Here is a 26977-nt window from a genome sequence, read left to right on the forward strand (position 1 = left end):
TCCTCCTCACGACACACGGTTCTTGCGTTCGATCAATTGCAGGATCAGCGGCGTCAGGATCAGCTGCATGGCAAGGTCGAGCTTGTTGCCTGGCACCACGATGGAATTCGGCCGCGACATGAACGAGTCGTGGATCATCGAAAGCAGGTAGGGGAAATCGATGCCGCGGGGATTGGCGAAGCGGATGACCAGCATCGATTCGTCGGGCGTCGGAATCCAGCGCGCGATGAATGGGTTGGACGTGTCGACGATCGGCACGCGCTGGAAGTTGATGTCGGTCTGCGAGAATTGCGGGACGATGTAGCGGACATAGTCCGGCATGCGCCGCAGGATCACGTCCATCACCGCCTCGGTGGAATAGCCGCGCGTTGCACGGTCGCGGTGGATCTTCTGGATCCATTCGAGGTTTATCACCGGCACCACACCGATCTTGAGGTCGGCGTGCCTGGCCAGGTTGATCTTGTCGGTGACGACGCAGCCATGCAGCCCCTCGTAGAAGAGCAGGTCACTCGCAGGGAATTCGCGCCATTCGGTAAAATGCCCCGGCGGCGTGCCGTACTGCTTCTCCTCGTCCTCGTCATGGATGTAGGTGCGGGTCTTTCCGGTTCCCCGGCGGCTATATTCCTCAAATACCTCTTCGAGGATTGCGAGTTCGTTGGCTTCGGCATTGAAGTGGGTGAAGTTCGGATTGCCGGCCTTTTCTTGCTCGGCCACCTTTGTCTTCATCGTGGCGCGGTCGTAGCGGTGAAAGGCATCGCCTTCGATGAAGGCGGCTTCGATATTCTCGCGCCGGAAGATCAGATCGAAGATGCGCTTGACCGAAGTGGTGCCTGCGCCCGACGACCCGGTGATGGTGATGATGGGGTGCTTTGCCGACATGGTGCTCAGGCCCTGAACAGGCCGCGGCGGCTGAACAGCGGCGCACGCTCGCCGATGGCGCTGGGCTCGGTGTGATAGCGGGTGATGCGCGCGACTTCCCGCGCCGATCCGAACACGACAGGCACGCGCTGATGCAGGCTCTCGGGTTCGATTTCGAGGATGCGGGTGATCGTATCGGTGGCGGCGCCGGCCGCCTGTTCTATGAGATAGGCGATCGGGTTGGCCTCATAGACGAGGCGCAGCCGTCCCTGGCGGTAACCCTTGCGCTTGTCGCCGGGATACAGGAACACACCGCCGCGCATCAGTATGCGGTAGCAGTCGGCGACCAGGGAGGCGATCCAGCGCATGTTGAAATCCTTCTCTCGTGGGCCTTCGACGCCTTCGAGGCAATCGTCGATGTAGAGCCGCACCGCCTCGTCCCAATGCCGGTAGTTGGCGGCGTTGATGGCGAACTCCTGGGTGCGCTGCGGGATGATCCGGCTCTCATAGGCCTGGACGAAGGTGCCGAGCCTAGTCGAGAGAACGAAGACATGCGTGCCGCTGCCGAGCGACAGAACCAGCGCCAGCTGCGGCCCGTAGATGAAGAAGCCGGCGCCCAGCTGGTTCACGCCTGCCTGCAAAAAAGAGGCGGCCGGATTTCCGTCCGGCGCGCCAGTTGCAGGGAGGCCAGTTGCAGGGAGGAGCGAGAAGATCGTTCCAATCGACACGTTGGTGTCGATGTTGGAAGAGCCGTCGAGCGGGTCGATGGCGATGGCGAGAGGCGCCTGCCTGTCGAGCAGGACCGGCTGTTCCAGTTCCTCGGAGGCGTAGAACGCGACCGGAGCGTGGCGCATGGCGTCGAGGAAGATGTCGTCGGCGAAGATGTCGAGGTCCTTCTGGATGTCGCCGTCGACATTGGCGCCGCGGGTCCCGGCAAAGGCGGTGCCTAGCACCCCTTGGTTGATGGTGTTGCGGATCTTGGTGGCGGCCTGCGTCAGCTGACGGATGGTTGCTACGACTGCCGAGCGCAGTTCGTCCGGTTGGCCGAGATAGGAATTCAGAAAAGCATCGAGCGTTGCCGCTGGCATCGTAACCTCCCGCTCCAGCCGTATCTCCTCGGATCGGCCGGATTGGGGAAAGAGAACAAACGGCACTGAATAAGTAAAATTCAATAACTTTACTTCTGCAGTAAAAAAATTTTAGTATGCCGTATGAGAAACCTCACGCTCAAGCAATTCAGGACCGTCCAGGCGATCATCAGTTACGGGAAAATCGTCAGTGCAGCCAAGGTGTTAGGCCTGTCTCCTCCAGCGGTGACAATCCAGTTGCGGCAAGTGGAGGAGGAGTTCCAACTGGCCTTGTTCGACCGGACCTCGGACGGCATGCGTCCCACTGCCGCAGGCCTGGCTTTCGTCGAGACGGCGCAGGCGATCGAAGAGCGGCTTCGCCTGCTCGAAGACAAGATGGATGCGATCAAGGGCGTGCGCATCGGCAGCTTGAGGCTCGGCGTCGTTTCTACCGCCAAATATTTCGCGCCGCGGCTCATGGCCGGCTTCATGAAGGAACATCCCGACATCGACATGCGGCTTGCCATCGGCAACCGCGCCGAAACCATCGACAGGCTGAAGAACCACGACATCGATATCGCGCTGATGGGACGCCCGGCGAAGGAAGTCCCGGTGCGGGCCTCGGTGTTCGGCGATCACCCGCTGGTCATCATCGCGCCGCCCGACCATCCGCTGGCATCGGCCCGCGAGATATCCAAGGAGCGGATCGCCGAAGAGCATTTCCTCATTCGCGAGCCCGGCTCTGGCACGCGCATCTCGCTGGAAATATTCCTGAGCGACGTGCCCGGCCGCATCGACGATCTCGGCGTCGAGATGGGCTCGAACGAAACGATCAAGCAGGCAGTGATGGCCGGGCTCGGCATCGCCTTCATCTCAGCCCACACCATCGCCGCCGAAACCGAAGCCGGCCGGCTGGTCATCCTCGACGTCGTCGGCATGCCGATCCGCCGGCAATGGTTTTCGGTGATGCGCAGCGATCACGCGATCTCGCCGGCCATGGCGACGTTCCACGATTTCCTGATGCGCAAGGGCGCGATGTACCTGCCCCTGTTCGGCAAGCTCTACCCGCACGACGAGCCGGCGATCGTTGGCGTTAGATAAGCGATCTGTTATGTTGCAGTGCGAAAAGAACATGTTATGTTGCAGTGCGAAAGAACAGGGGCCACGTCCTTTCCACCCGTAAGCGATCTGTATGTGCGACCCCTGCAGACTGGTCGGTATTTCGGAAACCTCCCGGGCATGGGGTTCGGGAATTCGATGGGGACAAGGGGTAATGCTTTACACGCTCGTTATGATGGTCTGCCTGACGGATGTGCCGCAGAGCTGCGAACAACGCGAACAGATGGTGGACGGCCTGGCGATGAATCCCGGGACCGCCTTCATGCAGGCGCAGCCGCTGGTCGCCCAGTGGATCGAGACGCATCCCGGTTATTTCGTGCGGCGCTGGCGCGTGCTGCCCGGCCGGGAATCGTGAGATCCGCCGCGGAGATCGAATGAGGTTCTACTTCTTCTTCGCGGCGAGCGTTTCCGAGACGACCTTGGACAGTTGATAAAGCCGCTGCTCGATTATCGTCGGCACCTCACAGACGTAAGTCAGCGATTGGACGCGTTCGTTGAAAATTCGTGTTGCGAATTTCAGCTGTTCGGTTCGCCGCTCGACCTCGTCGGGATCCGCACCCGGTTTTTCCCGCAACGCATCGACGTCGGACGCTTCCTTGCGCAAGGCGGCGGCCATTTCGAGCTGTTTGTGGGCGTAGCGGGCAATACCTGAGATCACGTGCGAACGCTCGGTGTCCATGTGATCGAACATGCCTTGCACCAGCATCGCCATTTTCGGCGCAAGCTGCTCGGCCGGCAGGGCGGCGGCGAAATCCCTAATCTTCTTTTGGGCTTCGGTAATCGGCAACCGCCGGGCCGCCACCTCCGCGACCAGGGCGGAGACGGCAGGGTCCTTCGACAGATCCTTCGCCGCTGGGGGAAGTTCCGGCCCGTTCCAGATCTGGCCGAGCGAGAGTTGCGGCACCTTGCGCTGTATGCAGGGCCAGTCCGGATCGTTGTTCGCCGCCGCCTTGGCGTTCATGCTCGGCGCGAGCATGGCGGCCACAGCCAGGCTGCGAACAAGGCTCATTCGTGCCATCAGGCATTTCCTCCCGTGTCCTGTTTCCGGCTTATCAGGCCGCGCGAAGGGTCGTAGGCGATGATGGCGGCGGCAAGGAACAGAACCGTGCAGCCGGCAACGACGCCCAGCGACAGCCAGTCAATCTGGCCGTAGAAGGCGAAGCGGATCAGTTCGACCGCATAGGTGAACGGATTGGCGAGGCAGATTTTGTGGAGCAGCGGGCTCGCCTCCTGGATGCGCCACAAGGGATAGAGCGCCGGAGAGGCAAAATAGCCGGGAAAGATGACGAAGTTCATGATGCCGGCGAAATTTTCGAGCTGCTTGATCATCGAGGACAAAAGCATGCCGAGAGCGCAAAGCATCATGCCCGACAGGAACAGCGCCGGCAGCACCATGAGATAGCCGATCGGCGGCGCCTTGACGCCCCAGAACCAGGCAACGATCAGGAACGCGTAGACCTGCGCGATCGATACGGCGACGCCGGCGAGCATCTTCGACACCAGCAGGAACCAGCGCGGGAAGGGGCTGACCAGCAGGGTGCGCATGTTACCCATCTCGCGGTCATAGACCATCGACAGCGAAGACTGCATGCCCGAGAACAGCAGGATCATGCCGCACAGGCCCGGCGTGATGTAGACCTCGTAGAGCACGTAGGTCTTGTAGGGCGGGATGATCGATACACCGAGCACCTGCCGGAATCCGGCGGCAAAAATGAACAGCCAGATGAGCGGCCGAACCAGCGAGGATATGAAGCGCTCGCGCTGGTGCAGGAAGCGCAGACACTCCCGCAGGACGACGCCTTTGAGGCAGATGAGATAGTGGCGAAGGCCGAATTTTTCGAACTTCACCGGCATCATGGCGGCGACTTTTCCAGGCATTGCGGGAGCGCTCATGGCGATATCTCCGCGGCGCCGGCCGCCTCGATGCGGCTGAGCCTCGAAAAGGCGTCGCGGATCGAATTGGCGCCGCTCGTCCTGACGACATCGGCCACCTTGCCCTTGGCGACCAGCTCGCCTTGCCGCAAGACGACGACATGGTCGCCGTCGTCAACCTCATCGATCAGGTGCGTCGCCCACAGCACGCCCATGCCCTCGGTTTCGATGAGCTTGCGGATGGTGGCGAGAATGCCGGCGCGCGACTGGATGTCGAGACCGACGGTCGCCTCGTCGAGCAGCAGCAGGGCAGGGCGGTGGAGCAGCGCCCTGGCGATCTCGATGCGTCGCATCTGGCCGCCGGAAAGACTTCGTGCCTTGTCATGCTGACGGCCCGGCATGTCGACTATGTCGAGCAGCGCGGCAATGCGCTGCCTCGCCTCGCGTCCGCCAATGCCATGCAGCGAGGCGTGGTAGGAGAGGTTTTGGTGGACGCTGAGATCGAGGTCGAGCGTGCGGGCCTGGAACACGATGCCGACACGCCTGAGCGCTTCGCCCGAAGCGCGGCTGACGTCATGGCCGAAGATGCGGATGGATCCGCGGCGCGTGTCGTAGAGATGGCTGATCAGCGAGAACAGAGTTGTCTTGCCGGCGCCGTTGAGGCCGAGAAGAACGGTGAAAGTCGCCGGCGCGATCGAGAATGAGACGTCGTTGAGCGCCCGCTTCGGACCATAGGAATGGCTGACGCCGGCGACATCGAGCGCCGCCACCCCATCTCCTGGTCCGCTTGTCCTCACATGCTGCACGCCGGCTCGCTCCTTGTCGATAGTCTAGCACACCGCGAGTCTGGCACACCGGGAGTCTGGCACGCCAGGCCCGATCGCGCAGGTCTTTCCGGTGCCCCTACTTGATCGTGATCGTGCCTTTCATGCCTTTGTCGGCGAGGTCGGGTACCGACCATGTGTAGATGCCGGGTCTCACGGTTGTGAACTGTACCTGGATGGTGCCGTCGGCGTCGAATTCGAGCCATGCGGGTGCGCCGTTCATGTGCACTTCGAGGTCATTGATGACGATCTGATTGTTCCACACATTGCGGAAGAGATCGGTATGGAATTTGTACTCCAGCCCGCCCGCCGCGGTGATCTTCCAGCGATAGCCCTGGCCGGCGATCAGCTGGAAATCCTTCTGGTTGGCGGTGAACTGGTCTTCCTTGGTGCCGAGGATAAGTTCCGGCACGTCCTTGCTGGCCCGGGTTGCCTTCTCGGCTTCGGGGCTGGCCTCTGTTTTGGTGGCCGCACCGGCGGCATCGTCATCGTCGTCGCTGTCCTGCGCCCAGACCTGGCCCTGCGCGAGTGCCATGCCCACCAATGCAGCGAAAGCGACTACCCGAAATTTCCGCATGATTTCCTACCCTTCTGCTGTTTTTCTGCCTGTTTGATTCAATTGGGGGTTGCTTCAATTAGGCGAGACGACGACACCCCACGGCAGCGCGCCGACGGTGACCGACTGCACCGGCTCGTCCGTCGCCACGTCGATGAAGGTGATGTCGTTCGACACGCCGTTGGTCGAGATGATGGTCTTCTGGTCCGGGGTTAAGGCGAGCTGCCAGACGCGTTGGCCGACCAGCACGTATTTCTCGACCTCGTATGTCTGCGTATTGATCACCGCGACGCGGTTGGCCGGTCCGAGCGCCACATAGGCTTTCTTGCCGTCGGCGGTGATGCGCACACCGACCGGCTGGATGGATTCTGCCCTCAGGCCTGATATCTCGAAGGTGATCTTCTGGACGACTTCGCGCGTTTGATTGTCGATCACCGAAACCGTGCCACCGATCTCGGCACTCACCCAGGCCTGCTTGCCGTCGGGCGTGAACTCGACGAAGCGCGGGCGCGCATCCACCAGCACGTTGTCGGTGATCTCGTGGCTCGACGTATCGATGAAATGCGCCATGTTCGTCGTTTCCGACGTGTTGACCATGGTCTTTCCGTCCGGACTGATGCCCATGCCCTCCGGCTCGACGCCGACCGGGATTTCGGCCAGCACCTTCTTGCCCTCTATGTCGATGACGGTGACGAGATTGTCGTCCTCATTGGCGACGTAGAGCGTCTTGCCGTCAGGCGAAAGCACGAAGAGTTCCGGGTCGGGCCCGGAAGGCAAAGTATCGACGATTTCAAGAGTTGCCGTGTCGATCACCTCGATCGAATCATCGTCGCTGGCGCAGAGATAAATGTGCTTGCCGTCATGCGAGATGGTGATGCCTCGCGGCCGCTGCCCGACATTGACGGTCTTCACGACCTGCATCGTCGCAGTGTCGACGACGGTCATCGTGTTGTCTTTCTCGTTGGAGACATAGGCCATGTAGGCCGACGCCGGACCGGCCATGAAGCCGGTCGCCAGAATAGCGAGCGCGTAAGCTCCTCTTTGCACTGAAATTCCCTCCCAATCGGTTCTACTTAAGCACGCATTTCGTTTCCGGCTCATCGACCCCGAGCGTATCCAGCTCGGATACCTGGTGCAGAAAACCTTCCTGCGGCGATGTCGAGACGACCGACCTGTTGTCGCCGAGGAAGATCGGCTGCCGCAATTGCTGGTTCCACTTGCGGAAGGTCAGTTTCTGCCCCTTGAAGGCAGCGATCGAAAAATCGTCGGAGCGGATGAAATCGGCCATCTTCCGGGGGTCGGCGCCCTGCGTGCGGGTCGCCGCCTCGCCGAGGATGCGCACCGCGGTCCATGCCGCCATGTCCTTCGACACCATACGGCGGCCGTTTGCCTTGACGAAGCGGTTCTGGATCTGGGTGCCGCCCCATTGCTCGCTGGCCGGATGCCAGGCCGACGGGGCGAGGCCGGCGGTGCCGGCGACCGGCCGCGGAATCCAGGTGCGGAACGGCACGTAGGTGCCGAACACCTCGCTTTCGTCGGCGACCAGCAACACATCGTGCTCCGGCAGGTCCTGGGTGAAGACAGGCATCTGCCGCTGGATCTGGACGACGCCGGAATCGGTCCGCCGTGCCGTGCCGGTGTCCTTGAATTCCTTTTCGCCGACGATCTCGCCGCCGAAGCGCGTCGCCGCCCGGCGCAGCGCCTCGGCAAAAAGCTGGTCGCGCTCGTGCGAGCCGTAGATCAGCACCCAGCGCCGCCATTGCTTCCAGATGAGATATTGCGCCAGCCCGTCGGCCAGCATGCTGCGCGTCGGGATGGTGTGGAAGATGTTGGCGCGGCATTCCTCCTCGCGAAGACTGTCGTCGGTGGCGCCGGCATTGAAGATCAACACGCCGTTGTCGCGGGCAAGATCGGCGATCGACAGCAACTGCCTGGCCGAGAGGTCCGCGACCACATAGCGGTCGCCTTTGGCGATCATGTCCTTAAAGGCCGGAACGACATCCGCATCCGGCTTTACCTCGGTCACGTCGAGGCTGAATTTCTGGCCGAGGAAGCTGCCGGTCGTGTTGTTATCGGCAATCGCCACATTGCCGCCGGCAACGCCTTCGTCGCGCGGCGGGACGTCGAGCACCGACAAGGCCAGCTGCGGCGCATAAGCGCGCAAATAGCCTATCTTGATTTCGGTTATCTTTTTTTCCGGCTTGGCCGTTGCAGCCGGTTGCTCGCCGGTCGCTTCCTGGGCTACCGCGCCGGGAACGTTGACGGTCAACGAAAAAAAGCACAAAAAAGCCGCGAGAGTGCACGGCACCGCGCTCGTCATCGATAAAATTACCCGTTCTTGCGCTAAAGTCCGATTGTTGTCGGACCGTCGCGAAGTCAAGGTGCCCGCAATGAGCTTAGCTGACCCGCAAAATTTATCAAACCCTGAAAGTGGACTTCTCGCGTCTGCTTTAGTGCCATGCCTTCTCGCCGGAACGGCAACTGGGCGGATTTCGGTATTCGGGCCCGAAAGCGTCCTGTCCCTCCTGCCGGAGAAAATCCAATGACCAGAATGCTGGGCAGTGTCACCGGCGCCGACGAGGCGGAGATCGCGCTTTCAGGCGGCGTCGATATCGTCGACCTGAAGAATCCGAAGGCGGGAGCGCTGGGCGCGGTATCGACGCAAACCATCCGTCGGACGATTTCGTTCATCGCCGGCCGGGCGCCGGTCAGCGCAGTCTGCGGCGATCTGCCGATGGAACCCGAAACGATCCGCGCCAAGGCCGAAGAGATCGCTGCCACCGGCGTCGATTACGTCAAGATAGGCTTCTTTCCGTCGGCAAAAGCCGCTGCCTGTGCGGAAGCGCTCGCGCCGCTCGCCGCGCGAACGAAGCTGATCGCCGTGCTTTTCGCCGATCTGGCGCCGGACTTCGAGCTTTTGCCGGTGTTTGCCAAACATCGCTTCCATGGCGCCATGGTCGACACCGCGAACAAGGCAAACGGCCGGCTGCTCGACCATCTGCCGCCCGAGCGTATCCCGGGCTTCGTCGATCGAGCCAAATCGCTCGGCCTGATGGTTGGCCTGAGCGGATCGCTGGAAGCCCCCGACATTCCGCGCCTGTTGCCCTTCGCTCCCGATTTTCTCGGTTTTCGCGGGGCGCTGTGCGGCCATTCCGGCCGCGCCGGCTCGATCAGCGCCGAGGCGGTTTCGCAGATCCGCGAATTGGTGCCGGCAGAATCCCGGGCCGGCGGTCCGTCGAGCATCGACTACCGGCTGCTGGCGGCGAGGGGTTATTCGCCGGGCACCGACCCGACATTGGGCACCGACAAGATCTTCGTGCGGGACTTTGTCCTGCCGGTCCAGATCGGCGCCTACAGCTTCGAGCACGGCCATACGCAGAAGGTGCGTTTCGATGTGACCGCCGACGTGCTGCAGGTCACCGACCATCCCGAAGACATGCGCCATGTGTTCTCCTACGACATCATCATGGACGGCATCCGCACCATCGTCGCGCGGGGCCACATCCAGCTCAGCGAGGCCCTGGCCGAGCAGGTGGCGACGTATATTCTGGAGAACCCGCGTGTCGTGCGCGTCACGGTAAGGGTGGAAAAACTCGAACTCGGCCCAGGCGGCGTCGGCGTCGAGATCGAACGCAAGCGCCAAGCGGCAAGCCGTGGCGTTGCCCCCGGCCCAGCCGGCCGAAAAGACCAAAGCGCTGTTTCCCAGCCGCGACAGGAAAGGCCCGAGGCCAGGCGCGCCGTGGTCAAGCCGATCGTCGTCAAATTGGGCGGCAGCACGGTCCATGCGGCGGAAATGGCGCGCTGGATCGCGGCGCTGGCGGGGTCCACGCTGCCGATCGTCATCGTGCCGGGCGGCGGCCTCTTCGCCGACCAGGTGCGCGAGACGCAGATGCGCATGGATTTTTCCGACACCGCCGCCCACGCCATGGCGATCCTCGCCATGGAGCAGTTCGGCCAAATCATCCTCGACCGGGACGAAAGGCTGGTGCCGGCACGGTCTCTGGAAGAAATGGTGCAAGCGTTGGACGCCGGGAAGGTGCCGGTGTGGCTGCCGTCATCCTTGGCCCTGCCGGCGCCGGACATTCCGGCGTCCTGGGATATTACCTCCGATTCCCTTGCCGCTTGGCTTGCCGGCAAGCTCGGCGCGAAGGCGCTGCTGCTGATCAAGCAGACCGGCGCGTTCTTCGGCAGCGACACGATCGACAGCCTGGCAGTCAGAGGTATCGTCGATGCCGGCTTTGCCGCCATGCTGCCCGACGGCGTCGATGTCCATCTCGCCGGCCCGAAAGATGCAGCCGAAGCCGGGACGATGCTCGCGGCGGGCAATCTGCCGGGCATGGCGATCGCGGCCCCGATCCGGCCGGCAAGAAAAGCAGGGTAGGCGATGGCGAAGCTGCATACGCCGCGCTGGGCATGGGTTCTGACCGGTTCCGGTCATTTTTTTACGGAGAGCTTCGCACTCATTCACCAACTCGAACATTGCGATGTCTTCGTGTCGAAAGCAGCCAACGAAGTGCTGCGCATGTACAAGCTCAAGCTCGATTTCCCGGAGACGACGCGCGTGCTGCACGACAAGACAGCGAGCGCGATCCCGGTCGGCGAATTCTATCACGGCGTCTATCACACAGTCGTGGTGGCGCCGGCCAGTTCCAACACGGTCGCCAAATGCGTGCACGGCATTTCCGACACGCTCGCCACCAATGTCTTTGCCCAGGCGGGCAAATGCCGGGTGCCGGCCATCGTCTTTGCCTGCGACACCGCGCCGGAACTCGAAACCATGGCGCCGCACGGTTTGGTCAAGGTCTATCCGCGTAGGATCGACCTGGAGAATACCAGACAATTGAAGAGCTTCGAGCGGACCGAGGTGGTCGAGTCGCTCGCCGATCTCGAAGCCTCGGTCAGACGGCGCCACGCCGAACTTGCAAGCCATGGCTGAGCGGCTGGCCTTTCTTACCGGCCATCTGGCCAAGGTCCGGCTGGAAAGGCTGCTGGCCGGGTTGGGCGAAACCGAATTTGCGTGGGAGATCATCGACATCGGCGTCAAGGTCGCCGCGCTGATGAGCGAAGACATCATCAAGCGGCGGCTCACCCTGACCGGCGGTACCGACCGCGTCATCCTGCCCGGCCGCTATCGCGGGGACATCGAGCATCTGTCGAACCATTTCGGCGTGCCCTTCATACGCGGTCCCGACGAGATCGCCGATCTGCCGGCCTTTCTCGGTCGCGCGGGCGAGCCGCCTGACCTTTCGCGTCACGACATGCGCATCTTCGCCGAGATCGTCGACGCGCCGATGCTGTCGATCGAGGCGCTGGTGGCGAGGGCACGGACGCTGGCTGCGGCCGGCGCCGACGTCATCGATCTCGGTTGCCTGCCGGAAACGCCGTTTCCATTGCTGGAAGAGGCCGTGCTCGAGCTGAAGGCACAGGGATTTCGGGTCAGCGTCGATTCCGCCAGCACGGACGAACTGTCGATCGGCGCACGCGCCGGTGCGGACTATCTTCTCAGCCTCGATGAGAACACGCTGCCATTGGCCTTCGACCACAAGGCTGTACCGGTGCTGATCCCGTCTACGCCAGGCGATTTGAATTCACTCGGGCGGGCCATCGACGCGGCGCAAAAGGCCGGCATCGCCTTCATCGCCGATCCCGTGCTCGACCCGATCCATTTCGGCTTTGCCGCCTCACTCGGGCGATTCATCGAGGCGCGCCGCCGCTGGCCCGAGGTCGAACTGCTGATGGGCACCGGCAATCTCACCGAATTGACCGACGCCGACAGTTCCGGCGTTACCGCCGTTCTGGCCGGGCTCTGCTCGGAACTTCAGATCCGAAACGTGCTTGCCGTTCATGTCAGTCTGCACACGCTGCGAACGATCGAGGAGCATGATATTGCCCGCCGCATCCTGTTTGCCGCGAAGAACGACGGTGCGCTGCCGCGGAGTTACCATCCGGGGCTGCTGCAGGTTCACGACCGCAAGCCGTTCACTGCCTCGACCGGGGATATCGACGCGTTGGCGGCAGAGGTGCGCGACGCCAATTTCCGCATCATGACCGCCGAAGACGGCATCCATGTCTTCAACGGCAAGGGGCATGCGGTTGCCACGGATGCGTTCGAACTCTTTGCCGGGCTTGGCGTTGAGGCCGATGGCGCGCACGCGTTCTATCTCGGCGCGGAACTGATGAAGGCCGAGATCGCGTGGCGCCTCGGCAAGCGCTATGTGCAGGACGAGCCGCTCGCATGGGGCGTCGCCGCGCCGGCTCCCGAAACCGACCGCACCCGTCTTGCGGAAGCGGGCCACACGCTTCGCGCGAAGAAAGAGCGCTAAACCATGCCCTATATCAGCGAAACGATCATCACCACGGTCAGCAAGACCGGCGACGTCCACATCGCGCCGATCGGCATCATCGCCGAGAAGGACGGCTGGGTCATCGCGCCGTTCAGGCCATCGGTCACGCTCGACAATCTCGCCGAAGTGCCGTTCGCGATCGCCAATTATACCGACGACGTGCGCATCTTTGCCGGCTGCCTGACCGGCCGCAAGCATTGGCCAACGGTTGCGGTCGACGGGTTTGCGGTGCCGCGGCTCGAGGCGGCGCTGGCGCATTCGGTCCTCGAAGTCGAAAGTGTCGATGACGACGCTATGCGACCCCGCCATTTCTGCCGCGTGGTGCGGGAGGAAACGCATGCGCCGTTCACCGGCCTCAACCGCGCCAAGGCGGCGGTGCTGGAACTGGCCATACTGGTCAGCCGGCTCGGCATGCTGCCGCGCGACAAGGTCGAGGCGGAAATCGCCTATCTTTCGATCGCCGTCGAAAAGACCGCAGGCGAGGGCGAAAAGGAAGCCTGGGGCTGGCTGATGCAGCGCGTCGGCGATCACCTTGCGGCCGAGGATGCCAGCGGCGAGGATGCGCGGGGGTGAGCCGGATATGCTGAACCAGGGTAAGCGTCCGGGCTGACGCGTTTTAGCACACGGTGGCGGTGGCGCTGATCTCAAACGGTGTTCGACCCTTTTGCGGTCATCGAGCCCGGTATGCACGATGACCGGAGTGGGGCCGAGATCGGAATGGCGGCTGACAAGCTAACTGCTCGAAAAGTGGACCTTGAAATCTTGCGAGGCCTTCCAAACATCCACTGGCGTTCAACATCGCCCGCGGCTCGGTTCAGCTCGTCTTCTAACTATCTCGACGAGCACTTACGGGTTTGCCTACTCATCGGTCGCGGGCTCCCTTCTGAAAGTGCTGATCCGGATACCGTCACCAAACAATGTTGGCGCGAATGACGAGATAATCCTCCGCTCATTCAACCATAAAGCGAATTGCTCATTGATCGGATCTCTGTCGATTCTTGGAGACTTTCCATAGGTGGCTATGTCGCGGTACGGTACGGGCAAACCTCGGAGCACATCGCGCACTTCGCCCATGGTCAGTACATCGTGCATCTTATTGAACAACGATAGTTGCAGCGATTCCGGGTAAGAGTTCAGAATGACTGCGCGAACGAAATCCGGTCCGTAATCTTTTGCCACGATCTTTGACCGATCGAGGACAGGACCGATGGCAGTGGCAAGCGGCGGATTTTTTGAAACAAGGTCTGGGTCAATATCGCCGATGATTGCCATTTTCTGACTGTCGGCGAGATTGGAATTCAGTAACCTTTCGATGACTTTGGCGTCGATCGAGAACTCGTTTCGCTTGGGCCTGTAGTCCTCGAAATTCAATTCGATGAATAGAGCCTTAAGCTCATCGTCCCCGAGCTTTACGAAATTGTCGACTGAGAAAACAGCTCTGCGCTCCTCGATCAATATCCTGATCTTCATCGGCCCAACCTCCGGCAGAACCGTGAAGGGAAACGGCAATTGGCGGACATGTAACCTATAGATTTCATCCGGCAGCGCGTCATTCTCAATCACGAATTTCCGCAGCGCCAACGCATTTTTGCCGTTCGGGATTGCCTTCCGAGAGAGAGCCTCGCTTGCTTCACTCTGGAGATAGGCCGTGAGAACTTCGGGGCTGAAAGCCTCGCTGATGAGAAACGCCAAGCAATTCTCCCAAGTGCTGTCGATCTTCTGTTCCTTAACCAGAGAGGAGTGAAACGCGGCCGGAACCCCTTCGAACGACGGGAAAGTCGCCGTCTGCATACTGAGGAACTCCGAACGAAGCTCGAGACCTACCTCATCGTGGCCCAGCACCTCGATGATCGCGGACGGATCTTCGGCAGTGTTGTTTTCAAGTTTCAGTAGGACGTCTCGGACGTAGGCCTCGAAACTGGAGCCGACATGCTTTAGCAGCGGGCGGTAGTTGGCTTCACGCAGTGAGGAGAAATGCTTGGTATCCAGATCGCTAGGCGTTGGGAACTTGACGACCTGTTCCATAATAAGTTGAATGTTGCCAAGGGAAATCCTGTATAGCCCTTCCGCTGCGACATACGAGACCACATCGTGATTGTCAGCGATGGCTCGAATATCGGCTATTTCGACCTGAAGGGACTTCAAGATGCCCAGATCGAATTCAACGCGTTCGGCGAGAATCCTGCTCAGTTCATGAGACGCAAAACGTGCCGATGCGAAGCCAGCGGGAGTTCCTTGCTTGATCGCACCATTTGGAGCGTGCGCAAGTATTCTTGCCGCGTGTGAGACTGCCAAATCACTTCTCAAGGCGACTACTGTGAAAGCTGGCCATCTCCGGATCAGCGCGGAAACCAATCGATCTACATGCGCACCTCGGGCATAGTAGCTTAGGAAAAAGTCCTTGCATTCGTCGACGTGGCTGGCGATGAATTCGAGTGCGCTAGTGCTTTGAGCTTCGTACTCCTGGGGATTTTCCAGCAAGCCATCGATGATGAATCGGTTGAGGACGTAGGTTCGTCCGAAATCATCCTCGCGCATCGAGGCAATGACTTCCGAGATGCTGTCCAACTGGAAATCGGGTTCAGGATTGTTGAAACTGCGGATCTGAATCAGGAATCTGTTGTCATTGCGCGACAGGCGCCCGCTGTGGAACAGTGAGGTATATTGATAGTAGGTATCGTCCAGGTAACCTTCCAGAATGAGGAATTTCAGGAGATCCCGGTTCTCGCCGACCTCTGCAAAAACCTCTTCTATAAGGGCGGAGCTTTCCCTCACGACCTCATGGAATTTTCTTGTCCGAAGTAAAGACAGCTCAGCCTTAAGTTCCTGAGCCTTGTTTTCCATCTTCTCTCTGTGCTCAGGAGACTTGTGCTCGATTTGCGTCTTGCGTTCGGCGAAGGACCAATTTGGATCTACCGCCGCTTCTATCTCCCGAAGATCCACACGCGATTGTTGGCCAGCACTATTCGTGACCCTCATTGGCGGCTGTGAGAAGAGATCATCGAACTGGGGATGCTGAGGTAGCGCAGCGAGCGCTATCTGGCCGAAACTTGGGTGCAAATGCGTGTAGTATTCTGGCACGCGTTCTATGATCGCCATGGCATAGATACGGTGGAGTTCAGCGAGATCCCTAGCGTGCTGCTCATCGCTGCGGACTAGGTCTGCTTGGATCTGATCTAGTTCAGAGCGGATCTTGTCTCGCGACTTCTCAACGAATTCATCGTACCGGTTCAGCACTTTGGATAGCGCACCTTCCCGACGGTGCAGCGCGGCGAAGTCCTTCGGAATGACGTTCTTGTATATCAAGACGGCGAGCAGCTTGTTTGGATCCAGTGCGCCATCTCCGTCTGCTCGGAGATTGGACGCGTAGATCACGTACTCGTTGAAGATATTCGCAATTAGCCTCAGATCACTCAGATATCGGGAAACCTCGCGAACGAAACGCCGATCAAGCCGCCGATCAAGATCGATACGCTGAGTATGTTCGAGGACCTTATCTATCGAGTTGGAATGGTTGATCACCGGAATGACGGGAACAATGAATTCGAAGAACTTGGTCCTGTCCGTGTTGATGAATATGTCGTCGCGGAGAGCGTAAAGGAATCGAATGCGCCGATGTATGTCGGCGTTCTCATTCACCAGCGCATTGATTTCGCGTAACGTCACGAAGATGTCGGGATTGTCGAACCGATCCAAGTCTTCGATGACGACCAGGTCGTATTTGGTGGACTGGAAGAAGTAGATAATCTCGTCGAGGTGCCGATTGAGGATCGATTCCTCGTCCGCAGCCTTCGGGGCGATCTGAATGTCCTTGAGGGAAATGCTTTTCAGGGAAAGCCCCAGGCTTTTCAAATATGCGGTGTGAACCAGCCGCCAAACGAACAGCGCTGCAATACCAAATGATACGATGTTGAACCAGTTGGACAGTTCGAACGGCTCGAAGAAATTCCCGGAAATCACATCGGTTTGATTGGTGACGATATACCAAAGGCAGAACACCCCTAGGCATACTGCCAAAGAACTGGCTGCGGACCATTTCTCTGGAATCTGAATCCTCTTGAAGCGCGATAGCGGCAGCTTGTTTGCGCCCGCGCCGTATAGGATCTGCTGCAGGATGCTTCGTTCGATTTCCTGTTTGCTGACCCGCACCCCAGGAACCTCGCCATCCGGCAAGAAGGACGCCAACGACAGTTCCAGCTTAGGTCGTGGGTATTTCAACAGGAAGGACTTGATGACGCTGCTTTTTCCCGAGCCGTAGGGACCGGTCAATGCAATGTTCAGCACCTCGTCGTTGTTCGTGGCGAACTCTAAAGCCTCGTGGTAGATCCCCGTCTGATCGGCGTTGCTTGTCGGCGCCAGATCAACAAATCTGCTCACGGAAATGTTCTGAGGAGACTTCCAGAAACTGCGTTTCCACATGCGTAGTAAAGAATACACTGAAAAAAATCCGTGGCTCGGTTTACATCCCATCTCTAGCCGCGAACGTGGCAGCCTTTGAAGAGGGTGTATAGGAAGTCGGTGAGGTGGCAACGCCTTAAAATTTCCCGCGATATTTTGAGGCCCTACGATCGCGGTCGTCTACAGAGCGTTGCGCAGTATAAATCATAGACCTATTTCTGCGGCCTCAATCGCAGGCTGGATACGCGACAGAGATAGGTCGGCGACGCAAATCGATAAGGTCTGTATTTGGCGCAAGAGACCGACCGCTTTCAATAGAGCAAGGGGTGATGTGAAGGACAGAAAAGAGGGCGCGTTGCTGAACGCGCCCCGCCATGTTCAGCAGGGCCGCGCGGATCAGATTTCCGTTGTCTCGGCAAGCGTAAGCGCATCATCGATATCGACACCAAGGTATCGAACGGTGTTCTCGATCTTGGTATGCCCAAGCAAGATCTGAATAGCTCGGAGATTTTCCGGTAGCTTTATAAATCAGGCCGGCCTTGGTACGGCGGAGTGAATGCGTTCCGTATTCCTCGGGACGCAGTCCAATCGCCGTAACCCATTCATCGACCAACCGAGCGTACTGACGCGTACTTAGATGTCCCTCTCGGTCAACTCTGCTTGGGAACGCGTAGTCGTCGATACTACCACCACGGCGTTGGAGCCACGCGAGCAGACTTGCCCTCGTGTCCGCGGTGATCTCGAACTGGACGGGCCGACCGGTCTTCTGCTGGACCACCATTGATCGGGCGCGTGCGGAGTCGCCGATCGGCGCGGGAGCCAACTGCTGTCGAGGCTTTCGATACCTACTGCGACATCGTGCAGTCGAAGACGTGGCGGATCGGCAACGCAAAAAAGCGCCGGCGCAAGGCGTTCGCACATCGCAAGAAGGCAGCGACTGCTGCGACAGCGTCAGCCAGTTAGGTGACTACTGCCACCTCCCTGCTCAGCACGGACACGACCTGATCGAGGCTTATGGTGTCAACTTGGAGCAGGATCCGTATCTCAGCCACAATGGCTGTGAAGCGCTGGTTCGCGACGAAACCTAGTCTAGAGCTTCAGCCTTTGCCCTGCATACGCCGTCAGCGGCCGCTATTAGTTTAGGTATCGCGGCCTGCTGCTCAACGACCGATCTGCGGCGCGAACCGGACATGCGCCGAGCGGGTGCCGTTGCGATCCTGCGCGCGGTCCGATCTTGGATGCGCTGGTACGGGTTGAGATTTTTCAAGCCAGGGCGGTATCTCATCTCCCCGATTGATCGGATGGCGATGATACAGCACCTACAATTGAGATCCCGCCAACAGCGCCACCGCTGACGCGGGCGCCACGCTGCTTGCTTCGCCGCGAACGGCGTCATCTGCGGGGATGATCTCGGCAAAATCGACGAAGCGGCGTTCCATGCGTTCGGCCAGCCGCCTGATCTGCCAGCGACCGGTTCCGGCGCCGACGATCGGCGCGTCCGGGGCAAGGGGGCCGGCAACCAGGGATGCCGCATCGTGGATCTTGCGCAACTGCTGCTCGCTGAACCAGCGCGCGACTTCACGCCATTCCGGCGGCGTCAGGTCGGCGGCGTCGCGGCCGATCATGCGCGCGAGCCGCGCGGTAGAACCGTCGACCGTCTTTTCCTTGCCATCGGCGGTGGCGTGCCTGTCGTCTTTCTCGTCGAGCACCCCCAGAATCCGGTGCGCGTCGGCGATCGAGGCGAAATACTCGTTCATCAGCGGTGTCAGCCTGCCACGGACCGGGGCCGATGAGGCCACGCCGAACAGGAACGTCCTGGTGAAGCCGGTGTAGACCAGTTCGCCGGTCAGCAGCCGTCCGGCATCGGTGTAGCCGTCATTGGCGACGGCGCCATTTTTGACGGCGATAATGTCGGTGGTGGTGGAGCCCATATCGACAAACAGGGCATCGCCGGCGAGTTTCGCCACCAACGACGCTGTCGCGTGCCAGTTGGCGGAGGCGACATCGGTGCTCAGCCGCGCTGCCTGCTCGACCCCGACAAAGCCAGACGGCCCGGCGTAGATCAGTTTTTCGCCGGGGAAACGGCTTGAAATTTCATCCAGCAGAGTTGCGACGCCGGCATCGCGGGACGGAAAGATATCAGCCAGTTCGCCGGTCATGGTGAATGCGTTGAGATCGGCGCCCGCATAAATCGGAGCCGTTTCCTCGAATGCCGAGGTCAGGGTATGAAGCCCTAGCCAAAGCGGCGTGGCGATCGTTACTGCCTCGACGATGCGGCCGTCTCGCGCGCGCGTCACCTTCAGATGCGCCCCGCCAATATCGAAGCCGGCAATGATGCTCTTTCTTTTTTCCACACTTCAAGCTTTCATGACAGGGGACAGTTGGGTCAGCGAGAAAAGCGTTGCGTATCATTCCGGTTCTCGACCTGAAAGGCGGCGAAGTGGTCCGCGCCCAGCAGGGAAAACGCGATCGCTACAGGCCGATCGTTACGCCGCTCAGCCAAAGTTCCGATGCCGTCGCGGTCACTGAGGGCCTGCGCGGACTTTATCCTTTTCCGACCTTCTATATCGCCGACCTGGATGCCATCGAAGGCGGAACGCCAAACAGCGGCGCGCTTGCCCGGCTGAAGGCGATGGCGGAGCCGCCGGAGCTTTGGGTCGATGCCGGCATCGCCGACGAGAAGACACTTGCGGCAGCACTTGCCGAACCCTGGCTTTACCCGGTCCTGGGTTCCGAATCGCAGCAAGATGACGCGCTGTTCCGGCGTTTTTGCGATCATCCCGACCTTATCCTGTCGCTGGATTTCTTCGACGACGGATTTCGCGGTCCGCCGTCATTTCTCGACGAGCCGGAGCTTTGGCCGCAAAAGGTGATCGTCATGACATTGGCCAAGGTCGGCTCCGCCTCCGGTCCCGATTTCACGCGGCTCGAGGCGATCAAGGCGAAGGCTGGAAGCCGCTCCGTGATCGCGGCCGGCGGGGTGCGCAACGAGGCTGACATTCGCGCCCTTTCGTCACTCGGTATTGCCGCGGCGCTGGTCGCGACCTCACTGCATGACGGCACGCTCACGCCAAAGCACCTCGCGACGCTTGGCACCTGACATTCGTGTAGCCTCGAACTTCGGCCTGTGAAACTGAGCCTTATAGAGCGGCGGACTCTCAAGTCGATCGTCTCGCCGCTCTATCTCTTTGCTGGAGTATCGGATTTCCCAAAACCGGTTCCCAAACCCTCGGGTCAATTCCGAGGGCAGGTTTTGGGGTCCAATGCTCTATAGGCCCAGAAGTTTTTTCAGGCGGCGCAACAGACCATCCGGCTCAGCGGAGGGTTTTGCCTGTGCGGGGCTGTCTCTTGTCTAAGCCGCGAACGGATGCTTCACCTGGTCCCGCTGGGACGTGGCTTCGGCGGCCGTCGGCGTTCCCGCGACCGCGCGTTGGATGGCTTCCTTCGTCGCCTCGTAATTGTACTTCTGGATCTTGGCGTCGTCCGCCGCGTCCCAGTGGATGAACACGCCGACGCAGATGAACAGATCGTCCGCCTCGTTGGCAGGAATGATCCCCTCGGCGACGCTGTCCTGCACCGCCTTTGCAACCGCATGCTGGGCCGGACCGAACATCTGGACGGCCTGCTTGGCGCCCTTGATCGTGACCTTGTTGAACATCACGGTGTTGGGCTTGCACTGAAGATTGGGCGCGATCACCGCCAAAAGAGAGGTAAAGCCGTCCTTGTTGTTGGTGAGTGCGTTGCAAAATGCCGTTTCGACCGCGCTCCCCCGTGGGCCGATGAGCAGGTCGACATGCGCCACTTCGTTGCCGTCTCCCACCAGCGATTCACCGACCATTACTTTCGAGATCTTTGCCATGCCAATTTCCTCCAAGACACAATTATGGTGTCCAAAGACGCCGCAACCGAGCGAGCGCTCGATGGACAGCTATCCTTGTTGGCAGCGCCCGGATGTCCGGACCGGTTGGCTGGATAGCCGCGGAAGCCCAGCTCCCGCTCATAGAAGTCAACCACCAACGCTGCGATTATGCAAGGCGAACGCCGAGGAGGTGGACTAAAAGAGTAGCCACGGTCAGATCGGCCGAGGTGCCGGGGTTGAGCTTGCCCGCCTTCAGCCGGCGGTCGAGATCCATGAGCAGATGAATGCGCGATGCTTCGTCGTCGTTGGCATGGAGCGCCGCCTGGACCGCAAGCGCTTGTTGCCGCGCCTGATTTGCGACCTCAGTGCCATGGTTGCGCACCACATGACTATCGGGGAAGCCGGCGAGAAACGCCATATAGGCGAACACCGTCGGCCACATGCCGCCTTCCCCGCGTGCCAACGCCGCTTCGAGAGCCGCAAGCCCGACGTCGAACACGTCGCCGAAACCGGTGACATACTGGCGGGCGATCATGTCGCGGTCGGCCGCCTCTCGCATGGCTTCGAGCAGATGAACCTTCGGCTCCTGGCGCACATCGTTCGCGGCCTCTCCAAGGCCGCCCGGCGCGGCCGCGACGATCGCTTCGAACACCGCCCTGGTGTCGTCCATGCTCGTCGTGCGCAGCACCGCGTCGAGATTGTCGCGCAGTCGACTGTCGTGCGGTGGGGCGCCCGTCATTTCGGCGGCGCATAGCAGAGGCCCTGACAGAAGGATGATACCGAGATTGGTGTTGGTCGCGACCGCCAGACGTGTCGCGCGGACCGCTTCCAGCATGCGCTGTCCGACCGGCAGGCGAGGATCGGTCAGCGGCCCGGACGAAACCTCAGCGCTCATCATGAACTGGGCAGCGGACATGCCGTGCCCGTCGGCGAACAAATGGACATTGCCCGGTTTCAGCGCCTCGATCTCCATCCGGCAGGCATCCTCGTAGGAAGCCCGGAGGCGTTCTCGGGAAAGCGCCCGGCTCGTCACGAATTCGCCGGCGCGGTGAAGCGGTAGGGGCGCGCCGCCGCCGCCCCCTCTGGGCGATCAGCTGGGCGATCGACCAGGAATTTCAGCAGCGCGTCGGCGATCGCATCGGCGATGTTCACCGCGACGACCGATTGAAGTCCGGACCAGGCGGGCATGCTGTTGACCTCCAGCACGAACAGCTTGCCGTCGGCCGCCGGCACGATATCGACGCCGGCGAAATCCGCTGACATAGCGGCGGCGGCGGCTCTTGCCAGCGCCGCCAGTTCGGTTTCGCCATGCCCCGGGATTTGCTCGGGCACCGCCCCGCGATTGATGTTGGTGATCCAGTCGTCGCCACGGCGGCTCATCATCGCCAGGACTTCGCCGGCGCAGACGAAAACGCGAAAATCGCGGAAAGGAGGGCCGGGACGCGGCACGTAATGCTGGAGATAGTAGACGCCGTTCACCTCGTCCTCGGCCGGGAGATCGGACAGTGTTTCGATCAGCCTGATGCCGCGGCCCTGTGCGCCGAAAAGCGGCTTCAGCACCAGCGGCGTGAACGGCAGTTCGCGTTCGGCGATCGCTTCGGCCTGGGCACGCCCCTCGACCGCGAATGTCGGCGGCGTCGGCAGGCCGGCATTCTTCAGGAGGAAGGTCGTCATCGACTTGTCGACGCAGCGTTCTATCGCCTGTGCGGAATTCCACACCGGTATGGAGAGCTTGGCGAATGCGTGCAGCACGCCGAGGCGCCGGGTGACCGCTTCGAACGATCCAGCGGCGATCGAACGGACCAGCACGGCGTCCGGCAGCGCGCCGTCGAAGCCGGGGATCGACAGTCCGCTCGGGCTGCCGGTGTCGAATTCGATTGCCGCCAGGGGCACGGTTGCGACCACGGCGCCCCGCCGATCCAGCCTTGCCGCCAGGCCCTTGGCGCGGGTGTCCGAGACATCGCTGACAATCAGGATGCGGGGGATCATGTCATGCCTCGGATACCGGTATACCAAAAGCCCGGGCGAGCGGCCTGGCAACCGGATGCCAGATGGATCCATTGCACAGCCATGGCCTAACCGAGGCTCCGTTCGAGCATCTGCAGATCACGCTCGCCGGCGCGAAACGTATCGCCGGTCTCGATCGCCGTGACGATCACTTCGGCCGGGCTGAACAGCAGCGGATCGATGGCATAGAAATCACCGTTGAACCGCTTGAAAATCTCGGCGAAGGGGTGGCCGTGGTCCCGCGAAGCGCGGCTCGGCAGTCGCTCCGCGAGTTCGCTGGCGTCTTTCGACGACCCTTTAACGAAGAGCTGAACGCTGCCGCCATAGATGATGGCGTCATTGGTTCGGCCCATGGCGGTCAGGAAATCCGGATGGGGAGCGGGGATAGGGGCGGTACCGATGCCATCGACGATGTTGTCCAGCGGAAATTTGAGGTCGTTGCTCTTGTGCAAGGCGACCTCGAGCGCGCGCGCAACGATCTGCACGCTGCCCGCAAGGCTTTGTGTCGGCGCATAGAGGAAGGTGAGCTTTTCGGTCGGCAGTCCTGTCGCCTTGCCGACCTTCTCGACGATCGCCTGGGGCGGCGGTTCGGCCGTCTCCAGGATGAGCACGGCGGATGATGCGGTGTCGCGATAGGAAAGCGCTTCGAACAGCGGTTCGACGCGAGCGAGCGCCCGCGCTGGTCCCGATCCCATGGCGAAATAGCCCTGGCTCGACAGGTTCCAGCCGGCATACTGGCTGCCCAGGCAGGCAAGCACCGGCTGCGAAGACCGCACTTCGATGGTGAGCGGCCATTTCTGCGACGCACGGTCCATGACGACCGAAATGCTGCCGAGACCGCCCATCGCGGCTTCCGCCATGCGCAGCCCGGCCTCGATGCCGCCGGCGGCCTTGGCGCCGGCATCGATCAGGCACTCGCCCAGAGGGCCCCTGGACACGGCGATACGCAGGCGTTCGGCGTTGCCGATCATGCCGTCGACGATGCGCTGTGCATTGTCGTTCAGGAATGCCGAACCATCTTTCATGTCCGGTCTCCTTCCCATTGGTGTTGCAATCGACTGGCTTGTTCCTTGATGAGCCGCCTGGTCAAATCGGCGCTCGGACCGCGCGCGAAGATGGTGCAGACAGGATCGCCGGCGATCAAACCGGTGCCGGGCGACTGATGGTCCGCGGTCCATTCAGGCCAGGCAATCGATGGAAACTGGGCGATCGGCGCCGCCGCGTAGGTCACCATCGACGCCATCGAATCGATGAAGCGTGGCAGGCGGTAAGCCCTGCCTGCCGCGGCGCGCAGATGCGCTTCGATCAGAGGCGCGTCGACGTCGTCGAAAATGTCGAGCGTGGCGCCTGGCCTCGGATTGATCTCGATGAGCTTGTAGCCATCCGGTCCGCGAATGAGATCGGCGCTGCACAATCCAACCAGGCCGGCGCGGCGCGTCAGACCTGAAAGCCAGCCGCCGATCATCGCCGCCTGCCTGCGATCGAAGCGTCTCAACCGCACGGCGCCGCCATAGCGGTAGGGGGCTGAGGGGGCGGGGGACGCCCATTGTTGGCTGAAGCCGACGATATCAGCGCTTTGGCCGTCGCCGACAAACAGGGCCGAGATGCTGCGGCCGGCAACGAAACGCTGGAAATAGCGGCCGCCAGGAGCCTGACACTGTAATGCCGGGCTTTCTCCGGTGGCCCGTCTGATATGCGTGCCGCCGGCGGCACCTGCGGTCTTGACCACCCAATTCTCCGGACCGGGCGGCTGGTCCCATCGGAATTGCGGATGCGGGATGCCGAGTTCGGCGCAATCGGCGGCCAGCAATTGCGGGTCCTTGATCCTGCGGATCGCAGCGCCGCTATTGCCGGCGAGGGGAAAATGGCGCGCGACCTCGTCGACAGTCTGCGTCATCCGCTCGAAGCCCGAGCCCAGGACAATGGCGACCGGATGATCGTCTCCAGCCAATTGCCGAAGCGTCTCGATGATGCGCTCGCCGTCGATGCCGCCCTGCAGGTCGCCCGGGAGCAAAGTCGCGCGTTCGGCGAGCGCGACCGTGTCCGTGTCGCAAAAGAAATCGGCGACCAGCGGACGATAGCCGGCGCGGCGCGCGGCGGCAGCCAGCGCCCGGCCTGAAATCGCCGCGATCAAGAGAGGTCCGGCGTTATTTGGCAATCTCGCGTGCAAGGGAAAACGCTTCCTGGAAATCGAGCGTGATGGTTTTTTCGGCTTCGATCATTCGTTTGAAGAGGCCGAATTCGACCTTATATTTCACGTTGCCGATGGCAAGCGGACCAATGCCGACAGCTTTTGTCGCTTCGATCGGATCGCTATTGGCGTTGACGGCTACGCCTTCGATGCCTGCCGGCGGGACCGCATTGACGTCGGCGGCAATAAGCAGGCCGTCGCCTTTCAACTGGGCTTTCGAGACCACCTGAACGCCGGCCTTGGCGCAAGCCAGGATCACCTCGCTCGCCTCGACCAGCTTCGTCTTTCGGGCCTCGCTCGACCCGTCGGCCGCATCCACGGCGATCTTGAATCGGCTTTTGATCTCGGCCGCGATCTGCTCGACCCTTTCGATGCCGTCATGGCCGACAAGCGTGACCCGGGCGCCTTCCCTGGCGGCGATGACGGCGGTGCAGAAGCCGACGACGCCGGTGGCGCCGAAAACAGCGATCCTGGCGTCTTTCAGCCCGCGCTCGAATTTCTTCTCCAGCGCTTTTTCGACCTTGGCCACCATCGCAGCGGCGGTGGTGAACGAGCCGGCCGGATCGGCGAATACCGAAACCTGGAAAGGCGGCACCATCGCCTTTCCAGCTGCGTCGAACATGTCGAGCGCCAGCGAGGCATCCTTGCCGGCGATGAAGATGCCTGTATCGACGCCCGCATCGGGCGGCCGCGAAAAGATCGCGTCCTGCACCAGGCCTGTCACCTCGCCGAGGCTTACATCGACATAGGGGACGACCGCGTCGAAGCCCGCATCAAGCGCCATATTCACGTCGAAAGGGCTCATATGCTTCAATGGCGTCAGCATATGCAGGATATGTTTGCGGGCCATTTCTCGCCTTTCTGCTTAAACGTGATCGCGTTGCCGAGCCGTCAGCTGCCGACGAGATCAAGTCTGGTCGAACTGATCTTCGCGCCGGAATTCCTGCCCTTGACGATCCTGATCTCGATGCCGTCTTCAACCGTCTGCTGAACGGTGCTGACGAACCCGACTGCTGCCTCCTGCGATGGGGCGAAGGCGAATCCTGTCGGTCCCCACGAGCTCTGGCCGATGCCGACGGCGCCTGCTTTATTGAGAGCATGGGCCACCCTCTCGACCCGCTTGGAGGTGAAAACACCGCCTTGCGCCGGGGCGAAATGGGTGCCGATCAGCATCTGGATCGCGGCAACGGCAGCGCCGAAGGCTGGAAGGTCGTGTTCGACCAGAGCCGGCATGATGCCCATCAGCACCCGCCGGCAGATCTCGCCGCTGCCGGCAGCCGGGAAGGGCGGCAGCGAACGAAACGCCGCAATCTCGTCATCGCCATGCAGTCCATGCCCGCCATGATCGAGGATCAGGATGACGCGCCACTCTTCCGGAAAAGGCAATCGCGCCACGACCGGCGGCGGCCTGCCGCTGTCGTCCTTGCCGGCGTCGACAATGACACCGCCGCTGTCGAAACTGGCGATGCCGATACCGGACCGTCCGCCGCGATCGAGCAGGGTCGCGTCGCCGCCGACATCGAGAGGCAGTTTGTGGAGCGTGCGCAGCGCCGAGGCGACGGCAAGGGCAATCTGCGTGCCGGAGCCCAGGCCGGCATGGCTCGGGATCGACTGCTCGACCACCAGACGATGTTGGCCGCGAATGCCGAGATGGCTGCAGAGCGTCGACAAATGCTGGCCGGCGCGACGGCTCTCGGTGCCTTCGACGATGGTCTCGCTGGACCGCGACAGGGTAACGACTGTTTCGGGTTCGCTTAGAGGCAGCCCGACGCTGCCAAAGCGGCGGCCGGTATCGCCGTTGAGATCGAGGAAACCAAGGTGCAGTCGGGCGGGCACTCGTATGGTAACAGAATTCGACATCTACCCCCCGATGGGTGCATCA

25 protein-coding genes and 1 pseudogene are annotated in these 26977 nt (G+C 61.2%); 8 read left to right on the forward strand and 18 right to left on the reverse strand.

Features of this window, described 5'->3' with window-relative positions:
* Nucleotides 1–6 precede the first annotated feature (6 nt).
* The gene (locus NKH73_RS10985) at nt 7–879 is read right to left on the reverse strand and encodes a phosphoribulokinase (RefSeq protein WP_352931141.1); all 873 of its coding nucleotides are present in this window, start codon (nt 877–879) and stop codon (nt 7–9) included.
* A gap of 5 nt (nt 880–884) precedes the next feature.
* Entirely contained in the window at nt 885–1946 is a 1062-nt protein-coding gene (locus NKH73_RS10990) for a class 1 fructose-bisphosphatase (protein WP_352931143.1), read from the reverse strand.
* A gap of 123 nt (nt 1947–2069) precedes the next feature.
* Here NKH73_RS10990 and NKH73_RS10995 point away from each other — a divergent pair, with 123 nt between their 5' ends.
* Both NKH73_RS10995 and NKH73_RS11000 read left to right on the forward strand, forming a co-directional pair.
* On the forward strand, nt 2070–3026 hold the full coding sequence (locus NKH73_RS10995; RefSeq protein ID WP_352931145.1) for a LysR family transcriptional regulator: 957 nt from the start codon (nt 2070–2072) through the stop codon (nt 3024–3026).
* Between the two features lie 172 nt (nt 3027–3198).
* Entirely contained in the window at nt 3199–3399 is a 201-nt protein-coding gene (locus tag NKH73_RS11000) for a hypothetical protein (RefSeq protein ID WP_352931147.1), read from the forward strand.
* A 27-nt stretch (nt 3400–3426) separates the two neighbouring features.
* On the opposite strand, the gene NKH73_RS11005 is transcribed toward NKH73_RS11000, so the two are convergent.
* From NKH73_RS11005 to NKH73_RS11030, 6 genes are all read right to left on the reverse strand, one after another.
* Nucleotides 3427–4062: a hypothetical protein gene (locus tag NKH73_RS11005; RefSeq protein WP_352931149.1), complete on the reverse strand. Its 636-nt coding sequence runs from the start codon at nt 4060–4062 to the stop codon at nt 3427–3429.
* The gene (locus tag NKH73_RS11010) at nt 4062–4901 is read right to left on the reverse strand and encodes a lanthanide ABC transporter permease protein PedC (RefSeq protein ID WP_352931542.1); all 840 of its coding nucleotides are present in this window, start codon (nt 4899–4901) and stop codon (nt 4062–4064) included. The genes NKH73_RS11005 and NKH73_RS11010 overlap by 1 nt, the downstream gene beginning before the upstream one ends.
* Before the next feature lie 32 nt (nt 4902–4933).
* Complete coding sequence (locus NKH73_RS11015) at nt 4934–5722, reverse strand: lanthanide ABC transporter ATP-binding protein PedB/LutE (protein WP_352931151.1); 789 nt, start codon at nt 5720–5722, stop codon at nt 4934–4936.
* Nucleotides 5723–5819: 97 nt separating this feature from the next.
* Nucleotides 5820–6317: a cupredoxin domain-containing protein gene (locus tag NKH73_RS11020; protein ID WP_352931153.1), complete on the reverse strand. Its 498-nt coding sequence runs from the start codon at nt 6315–6317 to the stop codon at nt 5820–5822.
* Between the two features lie 54 nt (nt 6318–6371).
* Entirely contained in the window at nt 6372–7397 is a 1026-nt protein-coding gene (locus tag NKH73_RS11025) for a YVTN family beta-propeller repeat protein (RefSeq protein ID WP_502893896.1), read from the reverse strand.
* The gene (locus tag NKH73_RS11030) at nt 7366–8616 is read right to left on the reverse strand and encodes a lanthanide ABC transporter ABC transporter substrate-binding protein PedA1 (RefSeq protein WP_352931155.1); all 1251 of its coding nucleotides are present in this window, start codon (nt 8614–8616) and stop codon (nt 7366–7368) included. Before NKH73_RS11030 ends, NKH73_RS11025 begins: the two co-directional genes overlap by 32 nt.
* Nucleotides 8617–8838: 222 nt before the next feature.
* Between NKH73_RS11030 and NKH73_RS11035 the strand changes: the two genes are divergently transcribed.
* Genes NKH73_RS11035 through NKH73_RS11050 form a run of 4 tightly spaced genes read left to right on the forward strand, consistent with a single transcriptional unit; the run spans nt 8839 to nt 13213 of the window.
* Nucleotides 8839–10677 carry a (5-formylfuran-3-yl)methyl phosphate synthase gene (locus tag NKH73_RS11035; protein WP_352931157.1) on the forward strand — a complete coding sequence of 613 codons (1839 nt, stop codon included), beginning with the start codon at nt 8839–8841 and terminating at the stop codon, nt 10675–10677.
* Between the two features lie 3 nt (nt 10678–10680).
* Nucleotides 10681–11232, forward strand: coding sequence for a flavoprotein (locus NKH73_RS11040; RefSeq protein WP_352931159.1), 552 nt, complete (start codon nt 10681–10683; stop codon nt 11230–11232).
* The gene (locus NKH73_RS11045) at nt 11225–12619 is read left to right on the forward strand and encodes a DUF6513 domain-containing protein (protein ID WP_352931161.1); all 1395 of its coding nucleotides are present in this window, start codon (nt 11225–11227) and stop codon (nt 12617–12619) included. The genes NKH73_RS11040 and NKH73_RS11045 overlap by 8 nt, the downstream gene beginning before the upstream one ends.
* 3 nt (nt 12620–12622) lie before the next feature.
* Nucleotides 12623–13213, forward strand: coding sequence for a DUF447 domain-containing protein (locus tag NKH73_RS11050; RefSeq protein WP_352931163.1), 591 nt, complete (start codon nt 12623–12625; stop codon nt 13211–13213).
* 285 nt (nt 13214–13498) lie between these two features.
* Here NKH73_RS11050 and NKH73_RS11055 read toward each other — a convergent pair whose 3' ends face one another.
* Both NKH73_RS11055 and NKH73_RS11060 read right to left on the reverse strand, forming a co-directional pair.
* Nucleotides 13499–17017 (reverse strand): YobI family P-loop NTPase, encoded by a 3519-nt coding sequence (locus tag NKH73_RS11055; protein ID WP_352931165.1) that lies wholly within the window; start codon nt 17015–17017, stop codon nt 13499–13501.
* 417 nt (nt 17018–17434) lie between these two features.
* A pseudogene (locus NKH73_RS11060) lies at nt 17435–17843 on the reverse strand (tyrosine-type recombinase/integrase); the annotation flags it as partial.
* On the opposite strand from NKH73_RS11060, the gene NKH73_RS32580 reads away from it, so the two are divergent.
* Nucleotides 17764–18126 (forward strand): hypothetical protein, encoded by a 363-nt coding sequence (locus NKH73_RS32580; protein ID WP_502893902.1) that lies wholly within the window; start codon nt 17764–17766, stop codon nt 18124–18126. The pseudogene NKH73_RS11060 and the gene NKH73_RS32580 overlap by 80 nt on opposite strands.
* 231 nt (nt 18127–18357) lie before the next feature.
* On the opposite strand, the gene NKH73_RS11065 is transcribed toward NKH73_RS32580, so the two are convergent.
* Nucleotides 18358–19392, reverse strand: coding sequence for a hydantoinase/oxoprolinase family protein (locus NKH73_RS11065; RefSeq protein ID WP_352931167.1), 1035 nt, complete (start codon nt 19390–19392; stop codon nt 18358–18360).
* A 47-nt stretch (nt 19393–19439) separates the two neighbouring features.
* Between NKH73_RS11065 and NKH73_RS11070 the strand changes: the two genes are divergently transcribed.
* A complete protein-coding gene (locus tag NKH73_RS11070) occupies nt 19440–20138 on the forward strand; it encodes a HisA/HisF-related TIM barrel protein (protein ID WP_352931169.1) in 699 nt (232 codons plus the stop codon).
* A 252-nt stretch (nt 20139–20390) separates the two neighbouring features.
* Here the strand turns inward: NKH73_RS11070 and fae are convergent, their stop codons facing one another.
* The 7 genes from fae to NKH73_RS11105 form a co-directional block, all read right to left on the reverse strand.
* Nucleotides 20391–20897, reverse strand: coding sequence for a formaldehyde-activating enzyme (fae, locus tag NKH73_RS11075; protein ID WP_352931171.1), 507 nt, complete (start codon nt 20895–20897; stop codon nt 20391–20393).
* 166 nt (nt 20898–21063) lie between these two features.
* Nucleotides 21064–21870 carry a triphosphoribosyl-dephospho-CoA synthase gene (locus NKH73_RS11080; RefSeq protein ID WP_352931173.1) on the reverse strand — a complete coding sequence of 269 codons (807 nt, stop codon included), beginning with the start codon at nt 21868–21870 and terminating at the stop codon, nt 21064–21066.
* A 56-nt stretch (nt 21871–21926) separates the two neighbouring features.
* A complete protein-coding gene (locus NKH73_RS11085) occupies nt 21927–22886 on the reverse strand; it encodes an ATP-grasp domain-containing protein (protein WP_352931175.1) in 960 nt (319 codons plus the stop codon).
* Between the two features lie 86 nt (nt 22887–22972).
* Nucleotides 22973–23929 (reverse strand): methenyltetrahydromethanopterin cyclohydrolase, encoded by a 957-nt coding sequence (gene mch / locus NKH73_RS11090; RefSeq protein ID WP_352931177.1) that lies wholly within the window; start codon nt 23927–23929, stop codon nt 22973–22975.
* Nucleotides 23926–25038: an ATP-grasp domain-containing protein gene (locus tag NKH73_RS11095; protein WP_352931179.1), complete on the reverse strand. Its 1113-nt coding sequence runs from the start codon at nt 25036–25038 to the stop codon at nt 23926–23928. The genes mch and NKH73_RS11095 overlap by 4 nt, the downstream gene beginning before the upstream one ends.
* Before the next feature lie 13 nt (nt 25039–25051).
* On the reverse strand, nt 25052–25945 hold the full coding sequence (locus tag NKH73_RS11100) for an NAD(P)-dependent methylenetetrahydromethanopterin dehydrogenase (RefSeq protein ID WP_352931180.1): 894 nt from the start codon (nt 25943–25945) through the stop codon (nt 25052–25054).
* Nucleotides 25946–25986: 41 nt separating this feature from the next.
* The gene (locus NKH73_RS11105; RefSeq protein WP_352931182.1) at nt 25987–26955 is read right to left on the reverse strand and encodes a beta-ribofuranosylaminobenzene 5'-phosphate synthase family protein; all 969 of its coding nucleotides are present in this window, start codon (nt 26953–26955) and stop codon (nt 25987–25989) included.
* Nucleotides 26956–26977: the final 22 nt, after the last annotated feature.

It is taken from the genome of Mesorhizobium sp. M0938, assembly GCF_040319125.1.
Taxonomy (GTDB): Bacteria; Pseudomonadota; Alphaproteobacteria; order Rhizobiales; family Rhizobiaceae; genus Mesorhizobium; species Mesorhizobium robiniae.